At 55.7% G+C, this 23,016-nt stretch carries 32 protein-coding genes and 1 tRNA gene; 15 read left to right on the forward strand and 18 right to left on the reverse strand.

The genetic code is table 11. The features are described from left to right. Positions 1 to 12: 12 nt before the first annotated feature. From NVIE_RS14895 to hisI, 4 genes are all read right to left on the reverse strand, one after another. Complete coding sequence (locus NVIE_RS14895; protein ID WP_144239641.1) at positions 13 to 873, reverse strand: hypothetical protein; 861 nt, start codon at positions 871 to 873, stop codon at positions 13 to 15. 190 nt (positions 874 to 1,063) lie between these two features. Beyond that, positions 1,064 to 2,395 (reverse strand): ThiF family adenylyltransferase, encoded by a 1,332-nt coding sequence (locus NVIE_RS09885; protein ID WP_075055102.1) that lies wholly within the window; start codon positions 2,393 to 2,395, stop codon positions 1,064 to 1,066. Between the two features lie 10 nt (positions 2,396 to 2,405). Continuing rightward, a complete protein-coding gene (locus tag NVIE_RS09890) occupies positions 2,406 to 3,623 on the reverse strand; it encodes a threonine synthase (RefSeq protein ID WP_075055103.1) in 1,218 nt (405 codons plus the stop codon). Between the two features lie 169 nt (positions 3,624 to 3,792). Beyond that, positions 3,793 to 4,122 carry a phosphoribosyl-AMP cyclohydrolase gene (gene hisI / locus NVIE_RS09895; protein ID WP_075055104.1) on the reverse strand — a complete coding sequence of 110 codons (330 nt, stop codon included), beginning with the start codon at positions 4,120 to 4,122 and terminating at the stop codon, positions 3,793 to 3,795. A 76-nt stretch (positions 4,123 to 4,198) separates the two neighbouring features. Between hisI and NVIE_RS15510 the strand changes: the two genes are divergently transcribed. The 3 genes from NVIE_RS15510 to NVIE_RS09900 all read left to right on the forward strand — a co-directional run bounded on the left by NVIE_RS15510 (position 4,199) and on the right by NVIE_RS09900 (position 4,708). Beyond that, positions 4,199 to 4,345: a hypothetical protein gene (locus NVIE_RS15510; protein WP_158435189.1), complete on the forward strand. Its 147-nt coding sequence runs from the start codon at positions 4,199 to 4,201 to the stop codon at positions 4,343 to 4,345. A 51-nt stretch (positions 4,346 to 4,396) separates the two neighbouring features. Beyond that, a complete protein-coding gene (locus NVIE_RS15515; protein WP_158435190.1) occupies positions 4,397 to 4,558 on the forward strand; it encodes a hypothetical protein in 162 nt (53 codons plus the stop codon). Between the two features lie 44 nt (positions 4,559 to 4,602). Next, positions 4,603 to 4,708: transfer RNA gene (locus NVIE_RS09900), tRNA-Met, on the forward strand. On the opposite strand, the gene NVIE_RS09905 is transcribed toward NVIE_RS09900, so the two are convergent. Further along, the gene (locus tag NVIE_RS09905) at positions 4,706 to 6,028 is read right to left on the reverse strand and encodes a tRNA(Ile)(2)-agmatinylcytidine synthase (protein ID WP_075055105.1); all 1,323 of its coding nucleotides are present in this window, start codon (positions 6,026 to 6,028) and stop codon (positions 4,706 to 4,708) included. The two genes, NVIE_RS09900 and NVIE_RS09905, sit on opposite strands and share 3 nt — an antisense overlap. Before the next feature lie 352 nt (positions 6,029 to 6,380). On the opposite strand from NVIE_RS09905, the gene NVIE_RS09910 reads away from it, so the two are divergent. From NVIE_RS09910 to cbiE, 5 genes are all read left to right on the forward strand, one after another. Beyond that, positions 6,381 to 6,674: an NADH-quinone oxidoreductase subunit I gene (locus NVIE_RS09910; RefSeq protein ID WP_075055106.1), complete on the forward strand. Its 294-nt coding sequence runs from the start codon at positions 6,381 to 6,383 to the stop codon at positions 6,672 to 6,674. Positions 6,675 to 6,932: 258 nt separating this feature from the next. Continuing rightward, positions 6,933 to 7,085 (forward strand): hypothetical protein, encoded by a 153-nt coding sequence (locus NVIE_RS15520; protein ID WP_158435191.1) that lies wholly within the window; start codon positions 6,933 to 6,935, stop codon positions 7,083 to 7,085. A gap of 50 nt (positions 7,086 to 7,135) precedes the next feature. Further along, positions 7,136 to 7,618, forward strand: coding sequence for a hypothetical protein (locus tag NVIE_RS09915; RefSeq protein ID WP_075055107.1), 483 nt, complete (start codon positions 7,136 to 7,138; stop codon positions 7,616 to 7,618). A gap of 55 nt (positions 7,619 to 7,673) precedes the next feature. Beyond that, the gene (locus NVIE_RS09920; RefSeq protein ID WP_075055108.1) at positions 7,674 to 7,904 is read left to right on the forward strand and encodes an Lrp/AsnC ligand binding domain-containing protein; all 231 of its coding nucleotides are present in this window, start codon (positions 7,674 to 7,676) and stop codon (positions 7,902 to 7,904) included. Between the two features lie 54 nt (positions 7,905 to 7,958). Then, positions 7,959 to 8,675: a precorrin-6y C5,15-methyltransferase (decarboxylating) subunit CbiE gene (cbiE, locus tag NVIE_RS09925; protein ID WP_075055109.1), complete on the forward strand. Its 717-nt coding sequence runs from the start codon at positions 7,959 to 7,961 to the stop codon at positions 8,673 to 8,675. 16 nt (positions 8,676 to 8,691) lie between these two features. On the opposite strand, the gene NVIE_RS09930 is transcribed toward cbiE, so the two are convergent. Beyond that, complete coding sequence (locus NVIE_RS09930) at positions 8,692 to 9,429, reverse strand: PAC2 family protein (RefSeq protein ID WP_158435192.1); 738 nt, start codon at positions 9,427 to 9,429, stop codon at positions 8,692 to 8,694. 129 nt (positions 9,430 to 9,558) lie between these two features. Between NVIE_RS09930 and NVIE_RS15525 the strand changes: the two genes are divergently transcribed. The 4 genes from NVIE_RS15525 (at position 9,559) to NVIE_RS09945 (ending at position 11,166) form a co-directional block, all read left to right on the forward strand. Beyond that, positions 9,559 to 9,699: a zinc-ribbon domain-containing protein gene (locus NVIE_RS15525; protein WP_158435193.1), complete on the forward strand. Its 141-nt coding sequence runs from the start codon at positions 9,559 to 9,561 to the stop codon at positions 9,697 to 9,699. A 76-nt stretch (positions 9,700 to 9,775) separates the two neighbouring features. Beyond that, positions 9,776 to 10,342 carry a putative glycolipid-binding domain-containing protein gene (locus NVIE_RS09935; RefSeq protein WP_158435194.1) on the forward strand — a complete coding sequence of 189 codons (567 nt, stop codon included), beginning with the start codon at positions 9,776 to 9,778 and terminating at the stop codon, positions 10,340 to 10,342. Positions 10,343 to 10,398: 56 nt separating this feature from the next. Next, positions 10,399 to 10,686 carry a hypothetical protein gene (locus NVIE_RS09940; RefSeq protein WP_075055111.1) on the forward strand — a complete coding sequence of 96 codons (288 nt, stop codon included), beginning with the start codon at positions 10,399 to 10,401 and terminating at the stop codon, positions 10,684 to 10,686. A gap of 225 nt (positions 10,687 to 10,911) precedes the next feature. Then, positions 10,912 to 11,166: an antibiotic biosynthesis monooxygenase family protein gene (locus NVIE_RS09945; RefSeq protein ID WP_374213602.1), complete on the forward strand. Its 255-nt coding sequence runs from the start codon at positions 10,912 to 10,914 to the stop codon at positions 11,164 to 11,166. A gap of 46 nt (positions 11,167 to 11,212) precedes the next feature. Here NVIE_RS09945 and NVIE_RS09950 read toward each other — a convergent pair whose 3' ends face one another. Beyond that, entirely contained in the window at positions 11,213 to 11,758 is a 546-nt protein-coding gene (locus tag NVIE_RS09950) for a stage II sporulation protein M (RefSeq protein WP_084790764.1), read from the reverse strand. A 114-nt stretch (positions 11,759 to 11,872) separates the two neighbouring features. Here NVIE_RS09950 and NVIE_RS09955 point away from each other — a divergent pair, with 114 nt between their 5' ends. Then, complete coding sequence (locus NVIE_RS09955) at positions 11,873 to 13,150, forward strand: cation:proton antiporter (RefSeq protein ID WP_075055112.1); 1,278 nt, start codon at positions 11,873 to 11,875, stop codon at positions 13,148 to 13,150. Here the strand turns inward: NVIE_RS09955 and NVIE_RS09960 are convergent. Genes NVIE_RS09960 through arsM form a run of 3 tightly spaced genes read right to left on the reverse strand, consistent with a single transcriptional unit; the run spans position 13,147 to position 14,998 of the window. Continuing rightward, positions 13,147 to 13,842 carry an MIP/aquaporin family protein gene (locus NVIE_RS09960; protein ID WP_227717339.1) on the reverse strand — a complete coding sequence of 232 codons (696 nt, stop codon included), beginning with the start codon at positions 13,840 to 13,842 and terminating at the stop codon, positions 13,147 to 13,149. The genes NVIE_RS09955 and NVIE_RS09960 overlap by 4 nt on opposite strands. Further along, positions 13,805 to 14,236, reverse strand: coding sequence for an arsenate reductase ArsC (locus tag NVIE_RS09965; protein ID WP_075055113.1), 432 nt, complete (start codon positions 14,234 to 14,236; stop codon positions 13,805 to 13,807). The genes NVIE_RS09960 and NVIE_RS09965 overlap by 38 nt, the downstream gene beginning before the upstream one ends. After that, positions 14,237 to 14,998, reverse strand: a complete 762-nt coding sequence (gene arsM / locus NVIE_RS09970) for an arsenite methyltransferase (RefSeq protein ID WP_075055114.1) — start codon at positions 14,996 to 14,998, stop codon at positions 14,237 to 14,239. 64 nt (positions 14,999 to 15,062) lie between these two features. Between arsM and NVIE_RS09975 the strand changes: the two genes are divergently transcribed. Continuing rightward, positions 15,063 to 15,443, forward strand: coding sequence for a winged helix-turn-helix transcriptional regulator (locus NVIE_RS09975; RefSeq protein ID WP_075055115.1), 381 nt, complete (start codon positions 15,063 to 15,065; stop codon positions 15,441 to 15,443). Here NVIE_RS09975 and NVIE_RS09980 read toward each other — a convergent pair. Further along, on the reverse strand, positions 15,432 to 15,947 hold the full coding sequence (locus NVIE_RS09980) for a ribonuclease H family protein (RefSeq protein ID WP_075055116.1): 516 nt from the start codon (positions 15,945 to 15,947) through the stop codon (positions 15,432 to 15,434). The genes NVIE_RS09975 and NVIE_RS09980 overlap by 12 nt on opposite strands. Positions 15,948 to 16,081: 134 nt before the next feature. On the opposite strand from NVIE_RS09980, the gene NVIE_RS15530 reads away from it, so the two are divergent. Then, complete coding sequence (locus NVIE_RS15530; RefSeq protein WP_158435195.1) at positions 16,082 to 16,231, forward strand: hypothetical protein; 150 nt, start codon at positions 16,082 to 16,084, stop codon at positions 16,229 to 16,231. Between the two features lie 197 nt (positions 16,232 to 16,428). Here NVIE_RS15530 and NVIE_RS09985 read toward each other — a convergent pair whose 3' ends face one another. From NVIE_RS09985 to NVIE_RS10015, 7 genes are all read right to left on the reverse strand, one after another. Beyond that, a complete protein-coding gene (locus NVIE_RS09985) occupies positions 16,429 to 17,262 on the reverse strand; it encodes a CHAD domain-containing protein (RefSeq protein ID WP_075055117.1) in 834 nt (277 codons plus the stop codon). Positions 17,263 to 17,264: 2 nt separating this feature from the next. Beyond that, on the reverse strand, positions 17,265 to 18,023 hold the full coding sequence (locus tag NVIE_RS09990) for a dTMP kinase (protein ID WP_227717340.1): 759 nt from the start codon (positions 18,021 to 18,023) through the stop codon (positions 17,265 to 17,267). After that, positions 18,020 to 18,742, reverse strand: coding sequence for a dTMP kinase (gene tmk / locus NVIE_RS09995; protein WP_227717341.1), 723 nt, complete (start codon positions 18,740 to 18,742; stop codon positions 18,020 to 18,022). Before tmk ends, NVIE_RS09990 begins: the two co-directional genes overlap by 4 nt. A gap of 1 nt (position 18,743) precedes the next feature. Further along, positions 18,744 to 20,393 (reverse strand): Ppx/GppA phosphatase family protein, encoded by a 1,650-nt coding sequence (locus tag NVIE_RS10000; RefSeq protein WP_227717342.1) that lies wholly within the window; start codon positions 20,391 to 20,393, stop codon positions 18,744 to 18,746. Continuing rightward, complete coding sequence (gene sixA / locus NVIE_RS10005) at positions 20,351 to 20,857, reverse strand: phosphohistidine phosphatase SixA (RefSeq protein WP_075055119.1); 507 nt, start codon at positions 20,855 to 20,857, stop codon at positions 20,351 to 20,353. The genes NVIE_RS10000 and sixA overlap by 43 nt, the downstream gene beginning before the upstream one ends. A 79-nt stretch (positions 20,858 to 20,936) precedes the next feature. Further along, the gene (locus NVIE_RS10010) at positions 20,937 to 22,397 is read right to left on the reverse strand and encodes a PhoX family protein (RefSeq protein WP_075055120.1); all 1,461 of its coding nucleotides are present in this window, start codon (positions 22,395 to 22,397) and stop codon (positions 20,937 to 20,939) included. 90 nt (positions 22,398 to 22,487) lie between these two features. Beyond that, positions 22,488 to 22,727 carry a hypothetical protein gene (locus NVIE_RS10015; RefSeq protein WP_075055121.1) on the reverse strand — a complete coding sequence of 80 codons (240 nt, stop codon included), beginning with the start codon at positions 22,725 to 22,727 and terminating at the stop codon, positions 22,488 to 22,490. Positions 22,728 to 23,016 lie beyond the last annotated feature (289 nt).

The raw sequence follows: 23,016 nt of genomic DNA on the forward strand, positions 1-23,016 counted from the left end.
TTGTTGGCGCCCCTACTGGACCACGACTGCCATCACGTTTGTATCTGAAAGCGGCACTGGATTTTCGCCGACCCCGCTCCAGACGATGGTCTTGATTGTACACACGGCCGGGCCATTGGGCTTCCATACCTTGAACCAGTCGACGTACCCTCCGCTCTCGACCACGTCTATGGCCCAGCCGACATCCAGCGTGACACCGTCCTGATCCACTATCTGCGTTATCAGCGCGTACCTCTGTTCTTTCTGCTGCAGGTTCTTGTAGCTGGCCGCTATCTTGATGCTGTCGCCAGGCTTGGCACTGGAGACAACATTGCCTTCTTCATCAAGGATCAGATATCTTTGCAACTCCATCTTTCTCAATGGCCTGTCGGAAAAATACGAGTCTGGATAGGTATCTTCCGGGTAGCTTTCTTCTTCCTCCAGAGGAAGACTTTCGGCCTGCTCGTCATCTTTCTGCTGCACTTCATATGCAACAGGTATGCCCTGTGAATCGCTGCTGCTATCGCCATCGTTGTCGTCTTCGTCATCACTGGCTGGAGTTTCTTCTTCATATTCTTGGCTGTCTGCAGCGCCGTCGCCCTCGCTGCTATTATTATTACTACCGCCACTGTCACTGTTTGTAGTAGCGGTATCGCCGTCGCCCGAGTTGCCTTCATTACCACTACTACCACTGCTGCTACCTCCATCGCTGCTGCCGTCACCGCCATTTTCATTACCGTGTTTGTGATCGCCGCCTTTTCCGTTATTATCATGACCATTTCCTTTACCACCTTCATTCTTGTCGGCCAGATAAACGGGCGAGGACGCAACCTTGTCCAGCAGATGCGTCGAAAAATTATCTTCTTCTGCATTGGCAGCAGCTGCTGCCGCCATCAATGCTGGCGATCCGACCAATAACACAATCATATTGGCAGCCAGGATCCCGGCCCAATGAAGGTTCGATCTGCGATTCGCCATCCCGGTTTGATCTCCTTATAGAGAATATCTCCGGAATTGTTAATACTATTTAACTATTAGGTGTGACTTGGAAAAATATGTAAGAGCGGCGTTTATTTCAGTAATTCTAGCCATTTTTTATGAAATTATTGTAAACAGCTACCGCTTCTTCTTCGTCTTTTGCGCCTACTATGGTCGCCGCGCCGCTCGACAAAAAGCTCACCGACATCCTGCTCGCGTTTGTCGCCGTGATGCCAAGCGTGCCCCGCGTCCTGACCTGGTAGCCGAGCGTCTCGGCCGTCTTGCTGATGCCACCAAGGTTGACTGGCACTGGGTTTGCCGGCGTTATGGTCCACGTCCTCTTGCCACGGTCCCTGCCGCACAGCTCTTCTATTATCAGCTCCTTTGCGGTTACCTGCTGGCCGTTTATCGTCCTTGCCGTGCCGCAGGCCGGGCACTCGTCCTGCCTTGCGATCTGGACCTTTTCAAACGACAGCTCGTTGAGGTCGACGTACATCAGCTTGTTGACAAGCGTCGGCTGCTGGCCCGTGATTATCTTCACCGCCTCTGACACCTGTATGCCGCCTACGAGGTACAGTATCGACGGGTGTACGCCTTCCGTGCTGCACGCCGGCATCTCGTCCTCGTTGAGCGCCGGGAACAGGCATCTCAGGCACGCAGTCTTGTTCGGGATTATTGTGGTTACAGAGCCGAGCATCCCAATCGCGCCCGCGTAGATGAGCGGGATGTTGTGCTTGATGCACGCGTCGTTTAGCGCATAGCGTGCATCGACGCTGTCGAGCGCGTCTATGACAAGGTCAAAGCCCTTGACGACGCTTTCTGCGGTGTATTTCGTCACCGACGTGGGCACCGGCTCGATTTCCACGCCGGGGTTCATCTTGCGCAAGCGATCAGCAGCAGCTTCGACCTTTACCCTGCCGATGTCCTCTTCTGTGTAAAGGTGCTGCCTGTGCAGGTTCGTGATTTCAATGACGTCCCTGTCGACTATGCGGAGCTTGCCGACGCCCATTGCCACCAGTTGCGTCACCACAGGGTTTCCGATCCCGCCTGCGCCGACCACGCACACCTTGGCAGCGCGGAGCTTTTCCATTCCCTCAAAGCCTATTTCTTCAAGCATCACCTGCCTAGAGTAGCGCTGCAGTTCCTCGCTTGTCAGCTCGGCGCCACCGGCAACCGCCGGCAGTATGTAGACGTTGTCGCCGTCCTTGAGCGCAGTCGTCATGCCGCCTGAAAAGCGCATGTTCTTGCCGTTCACGTAGATGTTGATGAGCGAGCGGGGCTTGCCGTTGTGGTCAAACACGCGGCGCTTGAAATCGTCGCCCATCTGCTCCGACACCTTGTTAAAGGCGTCCTGGAGATCCGAAGCGTCTATGGGGAGCTTTTTCTCTCCCTGGCCCTTGTTCAATACCGACGGGACTGTAAATTCCACTTTTGCCATGTGCCTATAATCACCCGATCATCGCCGAGACAGCGGCTGCGTCCGGCTTGACAGCGGTAAGTTTCGGCAGCACCCCTATAATTGCTTCTGTGGCCTTTAACCCGTTGCCGGTGACGTAGCAGACTACCTTTTCGTCCTTGTCTATGTTGCCTTCGTCCACCAGCTTTTTCAGCACGCCCACTGAAACCCCGCCGGCCGGCTCTGTGAATATGCCTTCTGACTGCGCAAGCATCATGATGCCGTCCCTTATCTCCTCGTCGCCTACTTCCTCCGCAAGGCCGCCGTACTGCTTCAACCTCTTTAGCACGTAAATGCCGTCGCCCGGGTCGCCGATTGCGAGGCTCTTGGCTATCGTCTCAGGCCTTTCCACCGGGATAACCTCGTCAGAGTTGCGCTTGAACGCGTCGACCACCGGCGCGCACCCGTGCGGCTGCGCCGCCACTATCTTGAGGTTCTTGACGCTGCCGACAAGACCGAGCGCGTGCAGCTCTTCAAAGCCCTTGCAAATCGCGTTGAGCATCGCGCCCGAGCCGACAGGGATTATCAGCCTGTCAGGCACCTCCCATCCAAGCTGCTCGGCGACTTCGTACGCAAGCGTCTTTGACCCTTCCACGTAGTAGGGCCTCATGTTGATGTTGACGATGCCGTAACCCTTGGAGTCGCCGATTATCGAGGCGACCCTGTTTGCGTCGTCGTACGTGCCCTCTACGGCGACAAACTCGGCGCCGTACGAAAGCGCCTGCGCTATCTTGACGTGCTCGATGTCAGAGGGCGCAAAGATGTAGCAGGGAAGGCCTGCCTTTGCAGCATGCGCGGCGGTGGCGGAAGCAAGGTTGCCCGTCGACGCACATCCTACCGCCTTTAGTTTCGTCTCCTTGGCCCTTGACACCGCGACGCCGGCGGGCCTGTCCTTGAACGAAAACGTCGGGTTGACCGAGTCGTTCTTGATGTAAAGGTTCTTCAATCCCAGTCGCTCGCCCAGCTTGTCTGCGTGCTGGAGCGGCGTCAATCCTGCGTTGAGGCTGACAACGTTTGCCTTGTCCGTGATGGGGAGGAGCTCGAAATAGCGCCAGTAGGTCTTTTCCCTAAGGTCAAACGTGTGCCTGTTTATCGACGCCTCCCTGTACGTCACGTCCAGGGGGCCGAAACACTCTTCACAAACGTACCGGAACTGCGGCTCGTATTCCTTGCCGCATTCTCTGCACCTTAATGACTTGATACTTCCCATGATTTATTTAACGCCCTTTCTCTGAAAGCTAATTATTAGAACATCTCTAAGCACATTTTAAGTATTGCTTAACTTTCTAGTGCATTGATATTGTAATACTTAACAGGAAATTTCCTGCAAATTTTCATAGTTTTGACAGCAGGCGTGCAGGAAATGCAAAGAAATCCGGCTATTTCAGCACATTGTGGAAGCAGGTGCGCTCGCCAGTGTGGCACATCGGCTTCTCTGAATCCACGATGTACAGCAGCGCGTCCGAGTCGCAGTCTACCAAAATTTCGTGCACCGGCTGGACGTTTCCGGACTCTTCGCCCTTCATCCAGAGCTTGTTTCTCGACGTGCTCCAGAACCATGCGTTTCCAGTTCTTATCGTGTTTTCAAGCGCCTCTTTGTTGGCGTAGACGAGCGTCAGCACGTCCTTTGTCCTGCGGTCCTGCACTATCACGGGGATCACGCCCCCGCGCTTGGCAAAGTCGACGTCGCCGGCAGACTTGACGTTCATTTTGCTATTCTCTGGTTCGTAGCGCGCAAGGCGGAGAAATAAACCTATATTGTTTGGTCTGCAACCCTCTTTTGCCTTGTCTACTGCCGAGTCGTCGCTTGATTTTGACGCGTACTGGCGGGCGTGGCTTGCGTCGCGCCTGGCAGAGATGCGGGAAAAGGCGGCGGCAAGGGCGCGCCAGCAGCAGGAAGAAGAACAAGAGCAGCAAGAAGAAGAGGAATGACTATGCTAGCAATCTTTAGGTGCACGCAGCTGCTATATCATGATTACATATATGCTTGAGGCACTGCTTGCGCAGCTTTTTCCCTGCGAGCAGCCGGCTTGCAACGCGTACGACGCCGCAATAAAAATCGCTTACGCTGTGATCGTGACTGCGGCGATAGTCGTTGTCATTGCATATGTGCGCAGGCGCATTTCTAATCGCTCCCTGCGCTGACTTGGGCAGGCAGAGATATATTCCCCCATCGTAGAAATGCTGTCAGCGGGGTGGGGAAGCCAGGTCATCCCGGCGGGCTCATAACCCGCAGATCGGTGGTTCAACAGGATACACACACGTACTTCTATCCGGAAAATCCACCCCCCGCTATACTTTACCCACATATGCATATTGAAAGCCTGATTTTTCCATGCCGTACCTGTGCAACGGCTTTGTCAGGTGCCGGTGTGCCTTGGGCGTCGGCACGTACAGCCCAGGCTTTATCGTGCGCTCTTTTTCCACCATTATTTTCTGCGCTTTTTGGTCGCGGAACTTGCATCTTTCGCACTGGTAGCCTTTGTTCCTGCCCTCTGACTTCATGCGCTTGCCGCACATCCTGCACAGCGGGTTTGCGACGTCATAAACAGGCGCCAGCTTCTTTACCAGCAAGTATTCGACGTTCAGTATCTTGGGGTGCAGAGTCGTTCCCTTGCGCACCCCGACGCCTATCTCGATGAGGTCGCCCGGCGCAAGCGCGACTGCGATGTTTGCAAGGCCGGTCGGCTCGTAGATCGCCGCCGGCATCTCTGCCCCTGCCGCCTGCTCCACCGAAAACATCACGTGCCCTCCCTCCATCGCGTACGGCCTGCTCTTTACCCTGCACATGACGTAGCCGGCCGTGTACGCCTTTGCCGCGCGCAGGTCAAGCTCGTTTTGCAGGTGCATGTTGGTGCCCTGGTTTGAGCGGAACACCATATGGCCTTCCAGTTTTTCCGCCGCCGGCAATAATATTCTGGAAATGGCTGACGACACCACCTCCGGGCTTTCGCCCCGGACGCCAAAGAACACGGGGTCGGACCCGTGCGGCGCAATCAACACCCTGCCGTGATTCTGGTCATAGTTGTTGAACGTATATGGAAAAGTTTCCTTGCTGAATTTGATTATCCTGTCATTGTCCACCACCCGGGGTGTGCCGCAGTTTTCCGGCGTGCGGTACGCAATGAGCTCAAACGTGTGGTCGCCGTCAAGGGCGCAGCCCATCGCGCCAAGCGAGCCGACGAGCCCCTGCCCGTTGCCAAACGTCCAGAATCTTATCCCGCACTCTTTTGCCACCTTTTCGGCCTGCTGCCGGCTGGACACATCGCACATGGCAAAGGCGCTAAACTGCTTCAATTTCTCTGGCAGCAATTCTCCTTCCAGAAACGCCACGCCCGGGTTTGCCCCGCTGCCGATAGCCGAGCCTTCCTCCACCGCCTGCCTGACGTAATCAACAACCCTGCCTGCATCCCTTACCCTTGCCCGCAGGCAGACTGCCCCGTTGCCCCGCGTCTTCCAGGGGATGTTGGGGTTGAGCCGTATAAGCAACGGATAATCGACAAGCTCCGCCCCCATCCTCTCTTTCAGCTCTCCTGCGACCCGGAAGGCCAGGTGCGTCGTGCACCGGCCTGCCCTTGAGTCGGTGTCGTCAAAGGCCATGTGGAGGAGCGTCATGGGTGCAAGATGGCAGAAATTGGCTTAATAGTGTATGGTCAGGACTGAAGAATACCAAGCGATCATGAGAACCCTATATATTATACAAATGTCGATGTATGCCTAGTCTATCTGCCCAGCTAGACTGGCTGAAAAGATGCAGGCACCTGTTGCGTTGTGCCAGAAAAAGAGCCACGACCATTGGTTGGCGGTTTACTCCGCTACATATCCCTCGGTATGCCGCAATGCCTGCATTGGATCAGCCTCTTTTGCATTTCTGTTTCTCTCAGATCGCGGCGAATGATATATCGCTGTTATACAGACGGCACAGAGTTTAAATAGTTTCAAGCACTGACAACGCTTAGTGAACTAGATGCCAGTCGCAATACTTCCTGATGTTTCTGAACAGCACTGCATCGGCTGCGCGCTCTGCGTAGAAATCTGCACCGCTCTCGGTCCAGATGTACTCAGGGTCAAGCCGGTGGAAGGATGGAAGAGGGGTAAGGCATTTGTCTTCTATCCAGAGAGATGCATCTCCGACGGAGCATGCATCGGCGTTTGCCCGACAAAGGCAATCTTCTGGATGAGGCCGATGGATTACACCCCAGGACAGCCAGTCCCACTGAAGAAGCACGGTCTCTTCGTGAAGGGCTGGGAAGAAGGTTAAGTCCTTCTTTCTCTTCTCTTTTCTTTCTTTTTCAGATTTTATCAGACAGCACACACACTCTAAGAAACGCTTTATATCATAACAAGAGATATGCCCCAACAACATGGGCTATGTACACATGGATTCGTCTTTCACGTGACATAAATACAAAAACGGCAACATGGAAATCGGCTTTTATGACAAGGACAAGGATGCAACAATTTACTATTCCACCGGCACATCCAAAGGCAAAAACTCCCAAAAGAAATAGCCCAGACTTTGTTTGAAACTGTTGGCCGCAACCTTTGGGCAAAAATTCACTTCAACAAAAAGGGGGTCGCCACCGAGGTTTCGCTGGAAGAATACGACTTTGAAAAAGACGTGCACGGCTTGAAAAAGAAGCTGGGCAAACTGGTAATAGTAGGCAGTTAGATCCACACACAATTAACTTTTAATTAGCACACTTGCTTTGCTAGAATGACTTGGTCGAGTGGGACGAGCAGATAAAGGCGCATCTCTTCTGGGTCTGGAAAGAGGACGAGGGCTTGCTAAAGCGCGGCAAGGAGGGCATGCTGGTGATAACCGACAGGCGCCTTGCGTTCATCTCAAAGACAGAGATGACGTACCGCGCGCACGACACCTACTCTACCCGGCAGCTGAACCGCTTCAAGGCCGGCGAGAACGTTTTCAGGCCAGCCGAGGGCTATGGCATAAAAGAGCTGGAAAAGGACCTCGACAAGAGCCCGGACAATTTCGAGGTGCCGTTCCGGCAGATAATGGACATAACCTCGGAGGAAAAGAGGTGGGGCACGCTCCTCAAGGTAAAGCTCAACCTCGGCGACACGACCAAGACTGTCAAGTTCTCAATCGTCAAGGGCTGGGTCACGTACCCTGCAAAGGATCCGCTGGAATTCCAGCGCATGGACTGGACCCCTCTCATCAATCTGGTGAAAACGGCGGCCTAGGCAAAGCGTTATATGGGCAGTTGTGGAGGCACGTATTACCAGTAAAGACCGATAAATGACCAAAGCATTCGTTTTAATCAATGCCGACACCGGCGTTGAGGGCCTTTTGCATGAAGAGATCAAAGCACTCGACGGGGTGAAGGAAGTTTACGAGCTGTACGGCGAATACGACATCATGGCAGTGGTGGAGGAGCCGGACGAAAAGGAAGTCCAGCGTGTCGTCTCGTGGGAGCTGCGCAAGATAAAGGGCGTGCGCAGCACCAACACGATGGTCGTCGCAAGATAGCAGCAGGCAGCAATAGCAATAATTAAAGAAGGCATTTTTCTTTCCACATTCTCGTTGCCAAAAAAGCTCTTTGTGGTAGGCGTCGGGCCCGGGTCGCCCCTGTACGTGACCGACGCGGCAAAAGAGGCCGTCAGGAAATCAAAATACGTTGTCGGCTACAGGTACACGCTTGCCACGATAGAGGGCGCCATTGACCGCAGCAGGCAGGAGGTCCTCGAAGTCACGATGAAGTCGCAGGAGGATGTGTACCAGGGAGTCTATGCAAGGATGAAGGACGGCGAGTACTGCACCGTGCCTTTCACGGGCGACGTCAATTTCTCCGAATCCGAAGTGGTTGACCGCCTGCTGGAGATATTTGGCGACGACAACGTCCAGATAATACCCGGCATCAGCTCCATACAGGTGGCCGCCGCAAAATCCCGCGTGCCGACCGACAAGGCGTTCATCGTCACCTTCCACGTGACGGGCGACATTGAGCAGAAAAAGAAGGATCTCGTGCAGGCGGTCAAGGACGGCAAGAGCGTGATACTGCTTCCAAGGCCGTGGCCGCGCGACCTGTCAAAGCACTTCATGCAGTCTGACATTGCAAAATTCCTGAAGGCAAACGGCATCGACACGCAAAAGCTGAAAGTGTGGGTGTTTGAGCACCTGACGACCGACAAGGAGACGACGTTCAAGGGCGTTGTGAGCGACCTTGAGGGAAAAGAGTTCTCTGACCTGTCGGCGATGGTTATCGATCAGGTAAAGAGGCAGACGTACCTGGAGTTTTAAAACTGAATAATAATAATCAGGCGACGCCCGGGGGCTCGCCCCTTTCAATCACCTTTTCAAGGTAGCCTACCTGCTGCTCCATGAAGTTCTTTCTCTTTTCCTCCTCGTCAAGCTGCGCCATGTCAAATGGCTCCAAGCCCAGCAACTTTAGCAAAACCTGCAGAATCGACTGCGCGGCCTTTGGCTGGATGATGTTCGGGTTGTCGATCTCCCCCAGCATGCACGCCGCGTCGATCCCGCGCTCCTTTGCAAGGCCGAGCACCAGGCCGTTAAAGCCGGAAATCTGGCCCTCACCCTGCAGCATCTCGGCACCTGCCTCCTTCAGCGATTGTACGAGCGCCGGGTTGTTGGAGGCGGCAAGCACCCTGCCGCCTGCGCCCGGCTGCCTGAGCGCGGCGCCGATTGAGTACAGCGCGCTTGCGTTCATACGCTGCGCCATGCCGAGCACTTCGTAGCAGACCTCGTACAGGCGCCTTGGGTCGGCTGGGTTGAAATCGCCGGTGAATATCAAAAGGTTGCTTTCGTCGACTGCGTAAAAGCGGTAACTTGCCTGCTTGAAATCAGCAACAATGCCGTCCTTGTAGCTGACAAAGGGGGGCCAGAACGAGTACAGCTCGGCAAAAACCTTGGCGTCAAGCTTTTTCGCAAGGTACGCAAGGCCGATTCCGGCCACGTTTCCCATGTCCGGGAGCGCCGCGACTATTCTGGGCGGGCCGGAGAACCTGGGCGTCCTGTGCACCTTGAGCCCGATCATGCGCATATTCCTGCGCCTTTTGCCACAATAAATATCAATCATACCGCGTGAAAATACTGATACTTGCATACCAGTTCAACGCGTTTGTAAACTGTATTTATATATCAAAAACGGCTTTTACAAGCCGTAATGTCAATGGAAAAGAAGTCTGTTGGCATGGCTCATCATCAACAACAGGACAACAGGGCTTCAATGAAATACTGCGCCGAATGCGGAGCCAAGATGCCCAAGGCGCAAAAGACCTGCCCTGCATGCGGCGAGACCCAGTAAGAAGCAAGGGCCTTTCCCTTCTCTCTTTTTGTCCATCAAGACTTTAAAGATCAGGTGCCCTTTGAAAATCTCTGGCTTGACGACGACAACAATCGTTGCACGCTGGCATACCTGGGCGGGCGATGGCCACGAGCGCCTTGTCCTGGAGGAAGGCCCGGACGGCATCTTGGCAGAGTCTGTCCTGCAGCTGCAGCAACAACAAGGGGCGGCCTATTCTGCCAGCTACAGGATCGCCTGCGACGGATCATGGCGGACAAGAAAGGTCAAAGTCGGGCTGATTGGCGGCAGCAGCAGACAAGTTGAACTCGCAAGCGACGGCAACGGCAACTGGACCGACGGCGCTTCTGGCGCCCTCCTGCCCCACCTGAGCGGCGCCATCGACGTCGACATTTCGGCCACGCCTTTCACTAACACCATACCCATCCGCCGGCTTGGCCTGAAGCTGGGCCAGAGCAAGGACGTCTCTGTAGCCTACATCAGCCTGCCCGATCTGGCCGTCACGGCCGACCTCCAGCGCTACACATGCCTTGAGCCTGGCAGGCTCTACAGGTACGAATCAGTAGACGGCGGTTTTGTCAGGGACATCGAGGTTGACGAACACGGGCTGGTCGTGACTTATCCGGGCCTGTTCAAGAGAATCTAAGCTGGCTTGCCAAAGCTTAAAACCGGCGGCAGCAACAAAAAAGCCTGTATACACATATGAGCGAATCCCGCTACCCTGTTTCCGCCACGTTCAAGGTGCTTGACGGCCATGACGTCTACAGGAGCGACAACCTGATAGTCGCGCTGGTGGTGGTAGAAAGCCAGTACGGCAGGGACCTCCGGCTCTACCGGTGGATGAAGCGCAAGGAGCAGTGGAAGGTCGACCTGTGCAGGATGAGCGTCAAGAGGTGGAAGTGGGCCGAGGTGGCGGCCAAGGCTTCAGAGTTTATCGAGAAATACAACCTGAAGGGACCCGCGGGTCCTGAGCCTGCAATAGAGGACTAGTTGATAAAAATCTCTGTATAAGAAGAAGAACGCAACATTCTCATCATTATTATCTGCACGATAACTCTTTTCTATCATGCGGGCACATATGACACGTACTAATCATGATAAAGGTTGAGGAATTGGACGAGAACGTCAAACTCGATCAACAGCTAGAAGAAAAAGGATGGAAGGCCAGTAGTTTTTATCAACGTATTCAATGTAAAACCTCAGGACGTTGATAAAATGCTCAAGGCTTGGGCGGAAGATGCCACATTTTTCAAGCAAAAGCCGGGGCTTATCTCCACGCAGCTTCACCGTGGCATAGGCGGAAGCACTGTTTTTGTCAATTATGCAGTATGGGAGCCGGCAGCGCACATGAAGCAGGCTGTTAGCGACCCTGCATTTCGGGCAAGGCTTGCACACTATCCCGACGGGATCGTCAGCAGGCCGCACCTATTCAAAAAGGTCGCAGTGCCGGGAATCTGCGTAGAGTATTGATTAATAGTATCAAGCCTACATCCATGTCCATACACATTATAATTAATTAGAATCCTTCCAGCTCCAGGTTTTGCCCGCCAAGCTCCTGTATCATCCACCACTCTATTCCGGCTGCCGCAAGCAGTATTGCCGCTGCTATGCCAAGCTCTATCAGCGTCGGTACAAGGTATTCGCGCCACGGCCTCTTTTTCACGAAATAATAGATCAGCATCCCGCTCCTTGACATCGCAAGGCCGTACGTGACGACCTCCATTATGCCAAACGGGGTGATGAGGATGAGCTGGGGCGGTATGCCCTGCAGCGCCGGCGAGTCTTGCGCAAGCGCAGCAAAGACGTTGCCTGTGGCGTAGCCGGAAAACACTCCAAGGCCGATGCCAAGCCCCGGCACGAACATGCCAAGTGCGATCCTGACGTTGTTGACGAATATCCCGATGTCGTCAATGTCCTCTATCTGCGACGAAAACGAGTCGCGGACCTCCTTGGCCTCTTCCGGCGTCATCTGCACGGCCGCGCCGGCAGAGTACGCCGCAAAGAAGACGATTGCGCCTATCGCCACAAACAGCAGACGGCGCTTTATGTTAAAACGCGACACACTGCTATTGCTATAAAACCTACCCACCTAAAAATAAATGCACACACACCCGCACAAACTTGTAAATGCACAACATAAGCTTGTTTTTATTCTTGGCAAGCTCTAGGTAGTGCGGTGAACCATACCGCCGCAACAATCGGCACCACGATTTTCCCGCAGTTTTTCGCGCCCGGAAACGGTCCGACAGATTTCATCGTCCAGGACTTTGCGGTGGTCATGATAGTCGCCGCCGTCATGATTGCCATCACCTACAAGCTGAAGCAGCCTATGGTAATCGGCTACATACTTGCAGGCATACTCATCGGCCCCTATACGCCGCCTTTCAGCCTGGTCAGGGACGCTAGCACCATAAACGTGCTGGCAGAGCTCGGCATAATCATGCTGCTCTTCGTGGTGGGCACGGAATTTCCGATGGCAAAGCTGCGGTCGGTGGGGAGGGTGTCGTTCGTGGTTGCAATGGCAGAGACGCTTGGAACGCTCTTTATCGTATTCTTTATCGCGCAGTACCTCGGCTTTACGTTCTTTGACTCGCTGTTCCTCGGCCTGGCGCTTTCCATCACCAGCACCGTCGTGACCGTGAGGATACTTGAGGAGCTGGGCATGATAAAGGACAAGTCGTCCATCTTGCTGCTCGGCATTTCCGTGGTGGAGGACATCCTGGCCATCAGCATCCTTGCCGTCCTGCAATCGCTTGCGGCAAACGGCGGCCAGGTGGAGCCCCTGACTCTGGCAGTTTCAATCGGCATAGTGGCCGCGTTCATCGGAGGCGTCCTGTTCCTGGGGTCGCGCTTTTTCCCCAAAATAATCGACAGGGCCGGCAAGACAAACGACTATGCGCTCCTTCTCATAGTCATCCTCGGCCTCGCGTTCGGGCTTTCTTTTATCGCAAACGGCATAGGGCTGTCGGTGGCGACCGGCGCCTTTCTTGCCGGCGTGCTTGTGGCCGAGTCCAATAGCGCGGCAGTCGCAAGGATACTGACCCTGCCGCTGCGCGACATGTTTGCCGCCATATTCTTTGTCTCCATCGGCGCGCTCATGGACATCCGGGTCCTGCCGGACTACATACTTCCTGCCGCGATACTGATATTCACCTCGTTTGGGGCCAAGTTCCTCATCGTGACTGGCATACTGACTCGTGCAAAATACGACAGCGTCACCGCGCTCCGGACAGGGTTTGGCATGTCTGCTGCAAAGGGAGAGCTGTCGCTCGTGGTGGTCAAGGGAGGGCAGGACGTAGGGGCCATCAGTCCGACCATACTGCCACTGCTTGGCGTCGTGACCATCGTGACTACGTTTCTGGCGCCCTATATCATCAGGTTCGGGAGCAGGATCAGGATGCAGAGCAGCGGCGGCGATGATGATAACAAGCCCGCGGAAGAAAAGGCCGGCTAACGGAACTTTTTGCGCGCAATCATCGCGACCATGGCAGCGCCGGCAAAGGTTGCCGTCCAGTACAGCCACAAATCTGCAACAAAGCCGGAGAGCAGCGCCGGCGCAAGCGACCTTGCCGGGTTCATCGACGCGCCCGACACGAACGACAGGAACAGTATGTCAAGGCCCACCATGCCGCCGATGGCTACGCCACTGAAACCTTTCAGACCTTTTGTGTACACAACGGCATAGATGATTGCCATCAAGAGCGCGGTGGCAAGGACTTCTACCGCTATTATGAGGGGGAGCGGAAACGAATAGTCGGGCGCGTTTGCCCCCAAGTTTGCCTCGGTGCCTATCGCAAAGGCGACAAACGCGCTTGCCAGTAGCGCGCCGATTATTTCTGCCGCAAAATACACGGGGAACTGGCGGGGCACAATGTGGCCTGTTATCAGAAAGCCAAGCGTCACGGCAGGGTTGAAATGCGCCATCGATATTTTCCCAAAGGCGTACACCATCAGCGCGACCGCGATCGCAGGGCATATTGCGGCAAAGGGCGTGCCAAGGGTGCTGCCGCCAAGCCTGGCGTCAATCACGACAGAGCCGGTGGCAAGGACGACTACCACAAACGTGCCGGCAAGCTCGGCAAGGAACCTCTTTCTGTCCGAGGCCAGCCTAGCTGCTGTTGCTACTTTTTTCGAGGTCTCTGACAAGCTCTTTTACTCTTCTCTCAATGTCGTCGCGGATGAGGCGCACCCTTTCAATAGGCTTGCCCTTTGGGTCCTCCACGCCCCAGTCTACAGGGTTGTTCAGGAACAAGAGCGGGCATTCAGACCTGTCCATGCAGCCCATGTTGACCGCCTTGATAGAGTTGCGTACCATGTCGTCGTCTATCACCTTGCTCTTTTGCCCGCTGATGTCTATTCCTGCCTCCTTCATGGCCTGCACCGCAAGCGGGTTTATCTCTTGCGCCGGCCGCGTCCCGGCGCTTATCGCCCTGTAGCCTTTTGGCGCGTATTTCCGGAAAAAGCCCTCTGCCATCTGGCTCCTGCCGGCGTTTTCGACGCACACGAAAAGCACCGTCTTTTCCTGCTGCTGTTTTGTCATTTATTTCACGGCCCTTACCACTATGCTTGACAGCTTGCGCCCGTCCATTTCAATGTAGGGTCGCTCCTCAAGCACGCTTACGCCCTCAAAGCCTGCCTTCTTGATGGCGGCGATATAGTTTTCCTTTGTGAGCGCGCCGTCGATGCAGCTGCACCATTTTTCCGGGTCAGCCTGCGTGACTTCCCTGTCTGCGGCGATGTCAGAGATGACCATCCTGCCACCTTTTTTCAGCACCCTGTGGATCTCGGAAAATGTCTTTGCCTTGTCAAAAGTCAGGTTGATGACGCAGTTGCTTATCACGGCATCGGCGCTTGCGTCGCCAAGCGGTATCCGCTCCTCGATGTCGCCCTTTCTGAACTCGACGTTTGCATAGCCGTGCTCGCTTGCGTTTTTCCTCGCCTTTGCGAGCATCTCGTCGGTCATGTCGATGCCGATCGCCCTGCCGCCTGCGCCGACGCGCCTGGCAGACAGGAACACGTCAATGCCGGCCCCGGAGCCAAGGTCCACGACGGTCTCGCCTTCCTTCAGCCCCGCAAAATTCAATGGCGCGCCGCATCCTGCGCCCAGCATGGCTGCTTCAGGCACAGACGCCAGGTCTTCTCTGCTGTATCCGATGGCGCCTGCGCTCTCTATTGGTGATGATGATGACATCGTGCCGCACCCGCATTCGCCGGGCCCGCAGCATGAATCCTGCAACAGTGCGACCCTGCCGTACTTTTCTCTCACTTTTTCCTTGATGTTCCCGTTGTTGTCGTTGTTCATGCCAATGCTTTACTAGAGAAACTATTTAAGTTGTAAAGAGGAAACAAATACAGCTGGTGTAAAGATGGAAACCAAGAATAAACTGCCGATGGTCAACGGCTGCGGCTTTGACGGCTATGACGCCACCTCTCTCATGTCTGAAACCGCGAGGCTGCGCAGGATAATAACGAAAAGGGGCACGCTTGAGATCCTGATACCGCTGTGCTGCACCACCGAGCCGGTGCGCTACAAACAGTTCCGGGGCGCCATAAAGGGAGTAAGCAGCAAGACACTTGCAATCCGGCTAAAAGAGCTGGAAAAAGGCGGCATACTGGAGCGCAAGGCGTACAGCGAGATCCCGCCCCGCGTCGAGTACAGGCTGACGCCAAAGGGTCAGGAGCTCGTCGAGTCTGTCATCAACCTGCTCCAGTGGATGAAAAAGTGGTCGTCATCATCAGGCGCATAGCGACGACACCGGCGGCGCAAACCCCGGCATGTCGTACGAAGAGGAGAGCATCTCCATCATGCGCTCCTGTTCTTTGCGCCTCCTCTGCTCAAGCATCAGGCCGGCGATGTTCTTTGACCGCTCAAGGTGGTCAAAGACGATGGTCGTGCAGCAGTCCATGCCTGCAAGGAGCCTGCCGATGACCGAAACGATCCTGCGCATGAGCGAGTCCCTTATCTGCGTCGTGCCGCGGAGCTGGTCCACTGTTGTTTTCGAGTCGCTCCTCACCTCGACTACGATGCGCCTCTTGCTTGAGCGCCTTAGGGCCCTGCGTATGTGCGCAAGGTTGTCCCTGAGCGCGAAATAGATGGCCAAAAGCTCCATCCGCTGCACACCAAACCGCTCGTTCTTTGGCGAGGGGCGGACGGGCCTTATCGTACCCTTCTCGGTATGATGGTTGTACCAGGCTATGTAGCCGGACGGGGAGGCGTCAGCATCTATGACAACGATTGAGTGCTGCCTCACGTGCCTTGTATCGGCTCCGGGCGATATATGTGCATATTCGATGAAGAGGATTTGCCGCAGGTAGAATCAATTTTGACAACGGGGATCATATGGCATAGTAGTGGTGGCAGGGCAGGGGAGAGGAAAAGAAAGAGATGAAGAAGAGGAAAAGGTTGATGGTGTGGCCCCGCAGCGTCATTATGGTGCCTCTGCTGCCGGGGTTTCCAGTCAACCTCGTACGCAGGATAGCAGGAAGACTTGAGAGGGCGCAAGAGAAAAGCCTGCCCGACATAGAATATGTCTAGGCAGTAGATCTATGTGCCGGGCATAGGCAAGCGAAAAGTAATCGTTGTTTTGCGAAGGGCCGCGCATGCCGCCGGACACCTGCTGCAGGGCGTGCCGTAGCTGCGGCGGGGGAAAAGCTGCGTGGCTGCGCGCACTGCTCGACAATGCTGGATGGCAGCAGCATAACGCACGGCCCCGGCTGCACGCACGCGCGCGTCTAGCTTACCATCCTTGTAAATTTTTCATAAAGCGCGTCCCTTTCGTCCTTTTCCTTCTGCAAAATAGCCTCTGCGCCCTTGGCGTTCTGAAGGTATTCTATTGTGATGTCGCAGTCGCGTATCAGTCCGAGCGTGCCCTGCAGCTCCTTGAGCATTGCCATGGCATTCCTCCTGCTTCTGCTGTTGCTGCCGCTGCTGCCGCCGGCGACCCTTGCTATGGCCCTGCCGTACTTTTTCCTGCGGCCGGCAGGAAGGATCTCAAGCACGTAGCGCAGCTTTTTCATGTCCTTGCGCAGCTCGTGCAGCTCCTCCTTTTTGCTGCTGTCGCCTACTACCACCGGCAGGCGCGCTTCAATCGCGAAAACCAGCCTCCCGGCGACCTTGTCCATCCTCCCGGCAAGCTTGTCTCCGTCAATGTTCTTTGCGCTTGCAGCCGCCGGCAGCATCATCATCTTTTTCTTTTCCACCGAGCGCGCCAGCGCAAGGGCGCGGCCAAGCGCGGCTTTTCTCCTGCCTGCAATCGCGTCCACGACAAACGGCCCACCCCCGAGGGCTGTGATCCTTGCCCTGACTATGTCAAGGTCGCGCACGCGGCTGTTGGCCCGGAAAAACGCCTTGCACGCGTCCGCCTGCTTCCTGTTCCTTTTGCGCTCTTTTTTTGGCAGGAGCGAAAACGCCGCCTCAAGGCGCCGGAGGGACGTCCGCATGCTGTGCACGTTCTCCTCGTCGCCGGGGTCGCGCAGGTACGCGGCAAGCCTCTTTTTCACGCGCACTCCGCTTGTTTCAAAGTTTTTCGCAAATTGCGCCCCGTCTGGTGTCATCATCAGCATCATCGCTAAAGCGCCGCCAACCTGCCTGCGCGCGCCGATTCCAAAAAGGCGTCGATGCGCTTTTGCAGGTCGGCGTTTGTCTCCGGTATAGACCTGTTGCCGTCTATTATCACGAGGTTGTAGCGCTTTTGCATCCTGCGGAACTCTTTGGCGATCATGGTCTGGTACTTTATGAAAGACTCGAACATGTCGTCAGAAAGCCCCATGTCGGCGCCAGACTCGTAGTAGTCGAGGTACGCGTTCTTTTGAAAGACGCGGTGGACCAGCTCCTCCGGCCTGACATCGAGGTAGAACACCAGGTCTGGCACTATTGCAAAGGAGAACAGGTTGTGCGACCAGCGCCTGCTGATGCCCCTTACCGCTTCCCTTGCAAGCAGCGTGTAGATATAGCGATCGGCAAGCACGATGTACCCTGCGCGCAGCGCCGGGATTATCTTGTTTTCAAGCTGGTCCGCAAAATCGGCCGCGTAAAAGAGCGAGAGCGTCTTTCTGCCGGCAAAATTCCTCTTGGCCTCCAGTATCCCCTCGCTTATCAGCTCCGACCGCTTCAAGCCCGTGTTGAGCACGGCGTGCCCCGCGGCTTCAAGCTTGGCCGTTATCAGCCCAATCTGGGTGCTCCTGCCGGACGCGTCGGGCCCCTCTATCACTATGAGCCTGCCCTTGATCTCGGTATCGTCGATGTAGGGTATGCCGTGGCCGTAGAACTGGATGGTCCTTCCTGCTGCCTGGCTTGCTGCTGCCGCCATCCTGCTGCTGCGCCTCACTCTGCCGGCACCTCCTTCTCCTGCTGCTGTTGCTTGCCCCGGAAAAACTGCCTTGGCAAAAGCTCCATCACCTTCTGGCGCATGGCCTTCTGCTGCTCCTCGATGTCTGCCGTGCCGTCGATTACGACAAAGTTCTCCGGCCCGACCATCGAGTCGTACTGCTCCACTATCCTTCCCTGGAATATGCGGTAGCTTTCATAGGGGTCGTTGCTCAGGTTCAGGTCCATGCCCGCCTCGTAGTACTTTAGTTTCGGCCTGTTTTTCACTATCCTGTCAAACGCCACGTCCACCGGCACTCTGAAGTAGAACGAGATGTCAGGCTTGACTGCAAAGTCGTACATGTGGCGCACCCAGCGCGGGTGGCAGCCCCGCACGACGTCGCGGGCAAACGCCGTGTAGATATAGCGATCGGCAAGCACGATGTACCCTGCGCGCAAGAGCGGCAGTATGTGGCGCTCGTACCGGTCGGCAAAGTCGGTGGCGTGCAGGAGGCTGAACGTTATTGGCGTCAGCAGGGCCTTTTTCTTGCCCTTGGACGTTATCTCCTTCACCGTCTCTGACGAGTTCCACTCGGTAAAGAACACCGGCAGCCCCATGTACCTGAACCACTTTTCAAGCAGGCGTATCTGCGTGGACTTGCCGGACCCGTCCACGCCCTCTACTATTATCAGCCTGCCCGGTATTATTTCGCGATTTTTAACATACGACATCATCACCATATCATACGATCACCTTGACCTCCTGATGCTTTTTTGATGCAGACCCGTTTGCTGCAGAAACAACAACCTGGCAGCTTGCAGCGACGTCAAACGCGCGCTCGAAATTGCGCAGCGCGCTTGCAAGGAGCGTTGCCGGGACGGCCGGCTGCCTGCTGCCGCTACTCTGCATGATCCTGATTGCGACTTTTTTGTTGTTGTTGCCGCTTATTGACAGGCGCGCCGTCGCCTTTGTCCTTTCAAGGATCTCCGAGAGCACTATGCACGCCGAGATCTTCTCGATCGACTTTTTGTTCTGCGGCTCCAGTATCGACCCGTACCTTGAAAACAGCCAGTCCACTGTCTTTTCCTTCTTGGTGTGGACTATGGCAAGCGCAAGGATCAGCTGCTCGCGGTGCGTGAGAAACGCGTTGTCCTCGTCCATTATCAGGTGGAAGAGGTTGCTCAGGTTGGTGACGTTGGGAAGGGTGGCCATCTCTTTGAGCGCGTGGCCCAGTATCGCCCGCTCTTTTTCGCGCAGCAGGCCGGCAGACACTAGCGGCTTGACCAGCGAAAACGCGTACTGCGGGAGCACCTCCTGCTGGCACGCAAACGTGACGTACGCCTTGGCCCGCTCGGCAGTCATCACGTTATTGCTGTAGAACGCCTTTGGGTCGCGCAAAAACACCGACAGTATCCCTTCGCGCAGGCCCCTTGCGCTGACAACCACCTTGTCAAAGTCCAGCTTTTGCATGAGAAGCGAGATTACCGCCGCGCCGGCGACAATAGTGTCGACCCTGTTGCTCCCGATTGCCTTTATCTTCTCAAGATCGCCCCTGTCCATCTTGTACAGCTCGCTTGCTATGGCAGAGACGGAAGAATGGTCCATGCGGTAGTTGTGGATCTTGTCAAGCTCATAGCCGGCAAGCTCTTGCTCATAGCGCGCAATCGCCCGCAGCGTGCCGCCGACGCCAACGAGCGTGGTGTCGACGCTTATGCCAAGCTCCTTTCTGTCCGGCAGCGTGTCCAGTATGCGCTCCTCCATCTTGCCGTACGCCTTCTTTGAAAACGAGCCGTCATCATCGTCATCTTTGCCATCGTCATTATCTTTGTTGTTATTATTATTGCCGTACATCTTTGACAGGCGCAGCGCGCCAAGCGGGTACGACTCGACCTTCTTTATGCCGTAATTCTCGGTGTAGACCAGCTCCAGGCTCCCGCCCCCGAGGTCGAAAAAGAGCGACGTGGGTATGCACGTCGATTCCAGCGCGCCGACATACGAGTAGAACCCCTCTTCCTCGCCGGAGAGCACCTTGAACTGAAAGCCGGTCTCCTCGCGGACCCGCTTAAGAAAAGAGTCGCGGTTTGCAGCGTCCCTCACCGCGCTTGTCGCGACCGGCAGCACGTGCCGTATGGAATCGAAATTGATGACGTCGCGGAACAGCTTCAATGCCTCGATGGTGCGCTGCACAGGCTCGCCGGAAAGATATCCTCCTCTGCCGAGCCCCTCTCCCAGCTTGACCTTGACCCCTTCCTGCCTGTACGCCTTGAAGGTGCCGTCGCGCTTGACGTCATAGTTGACCATCTTGACCGAGTTAAAGCCCAGGTCGACGACAGAGACTTTCATTATTATTATGCTACCATCCTCTTCATGTGCCGCGGCGTGAGAAGCCACCGCAGCTCTCCTTTTGCCCTTGGCCGAAGCGACGTCACGCCTACCTTGGCAAGGCCGGCCTTTTTCAGCACGATGCGCCCGTCGCCCTGGCCATCAAACGCCAGGTCGCGAACCAGGCTGCTGAGGTACGGCTCGTGGCCCACCACCATCACGGAATCCTCGGGCTTGAACCGGGCAAGCTTGGAGTAGAGCGCAACCCTGCTTCCCTCCGGCTTTAATTCGTCCCACAGCTCGAATTTCCCTTTCTTGATCTTTAATTTCTTGACGACAATCTCGGCGGTCTGGCGCGCCCTTGCAAGCGGGCTTGCGGCCACAAAGTCGAGCTTTACCCCGAGATCGGCAAGTGCGCCGGCTATCTCCATTACCTCCTCCTCGCCCGTGACCGTGAGCGGGCGCTCGGAATCCTTGCTCCCGGCGGCAAGCCTCTTGCCTGCCTCGCCGTGACGCAGGATGTAAAGATCCACGGGAGCTGGTAAAGCCGGCGCGTATATCAAACTTGTCTATATATTTGCAGTATATGGTTAAAAAAGAATGGGGAGGCCCTTACGAGCCATCTACCTTCAGTAGAAGCAGCTGCCCGCCTTCCTTGATGCTGTGCGCCTGAACGTCCACAAGCCAGCTTCCATTGCCAAAGAACTCCGAGACGTCCAGTATGCCGGAGGATTCCCAGTCGCCGTGCTTTGCCGCGCGATCCGCGTTCTGGTTCACGTGGGCCACGACCTTCATGTCGGCGTGGCCGGCGTCTATCGAGTCGAGGCTGACCCTGATTATCTTGGCGTTGTTGGCAATGTCGTACGGGCTTGACGGGTCCGAGCGGGTCACGCCGATGCGGTCCTCCTGTATCATCAGGCTTTTTTCGCTCGTGTCAATGTTGTCCGGGTTTGACATGCCGAGGCTGAGGCTTGCGTTGTAGCCCGGCGCAGCGGGGTCGTTGCCGTCCATTATCACCTGGAAGGATGCCTTGGTCGGGTTCCTGGGGTCGGTAAACGCGAACTTGTACATCCTGCCCCTCTCCCAGCTCTGGCCGTTTGCGCCCGGCGGGATCGCGGCCCCGTTTTCGTCCTTGTCGTTTCCGGTGTCAGCCATGTACATGACGTTTTCATGCCCGTCGCGCTTGTCCATGGCCGCGTCCTCGGGCCTTATGAAGGAGAAAGCGCCGGCCGCGTGCGCCGCGGCATGGAGTGAAGCAGCGTCCTGGGTCTTGTAGTCCCAGCTCACAGGCACGAACCTTCCGGCCACCCGGCCTGTCGAGAAGTAAATGTCGTCCCAGCTGTTGGTGGTAGTGTTTTCAAGCGCACTGAAGACGTAAAGCTGGCCTTTGCCCTTCATGAAATCTTTGGGCGAGTCTGCCACGTACATGTAGACCTCGGACTCGGTCGCCTCGCCGTCCTCCGTCGTGATCATGACGGTCTTGCCCGCGGTCTTTTCAAAGTACGGGACGTGGATGGTGTTTTCGTGCGACAGCCTGCCAAGCCACGGCATCTCTGTGACCTTGCCGGTCCTGGCGTCGACGCCTACAACCAGGCCGTCGCTGACTTCCTCGTTTGCAAAGTAGACAGGGTGCGTAAAGCCATGGCCGTCCACAAGCGAGGAGGAGCAGAACCTTTCGTACTGCTGCGAGCCGTCTATGACAAGCTGCTGCTCTATCACCTCGCCGTCCTTGTTGAGGACGAGCTCGGACACCTTTGCAAAGCCCCCGTGGTTTGTCCCGTTGTTGAGCTCGTGGCTGATAAATACGTCAAGCTTTTTGTCTACCTTGATGACGTACGCGCCGATGCCGTCTGGGATGTTGGCAAAGGTATAGTCGCCTATCTTGTCGCCGCTGGTGATTATGGCCTTGACCGAGGCGCTTGCCGGGTCTGCCACCGTGACGTACGGGGCCGCGCCCGTCAAAAAGCCACCTGAAGCCGCGCTTGCGCCTGCAATGGTCGCTGCGGGTGACAATAAAAGAACCCCAACCAGCGCCACGGCGGAAACGATTGCGTAAAAGTTTGCAACCTTCATGGCATGTCTGCAATCGCCCGGCCTGCACTAAAGCAGAGCCGCATGAAAGAACATAGCTGAAAATGTACCACTTTACAATATAGAAGCAGGTCACTTCTTTTTTGCCCTTGAAAAAGACATCTCTACGCCGGCAGACGGCAGCACCCTGACGCGGTACTCCTCGTCCCTTGCAAGCGGTATCATCGAGACGTTCCCGCCCGTGCACGACGGGCATGCAGGCGCGTCCCTGCCAAACACGGTCGCGCTCCAAAAGCACGACTCGCACAGCGCAAAATGCCTTTCAGAACCTATTATTATTGTTGTTGCTGTTACTGCCTGTTGTTGTTGCATGGCCGCCAGTTATTCTGCGCGGTGTGCTCATATCCCTTGCCGACAGTCAACACATAGTTCAACGCGCGCCTACAGCTTGCCGGTGTTCTATATTGGGTAGCTTTTTGTCTTTACCCAGCAGTATGTCAGGGGACGGCGACGGCGTTGAGGTTGAATGGCAACCCCGAACAGCCAACCCCCCTCATCCCAACAATAAACGGCCCGCGGGTAATGCCATCAACCTCTGCTTAACCGTTTTTGTGAAATAATTTTCTGCGCCGGCATGAACAAAATTATAGAAAGACCTTTC

The sequence above is a fragment of the Nitrososphaera viennensis EN76 genome (assembly GCF_000698785.1).
Lineage (GTDB): Archaea > Thermoproteota > Nitrososphaeria > Nitrososphaerales > Nitrososphaeraceae > Nitrososphaera > Nitrososphaera viennensis.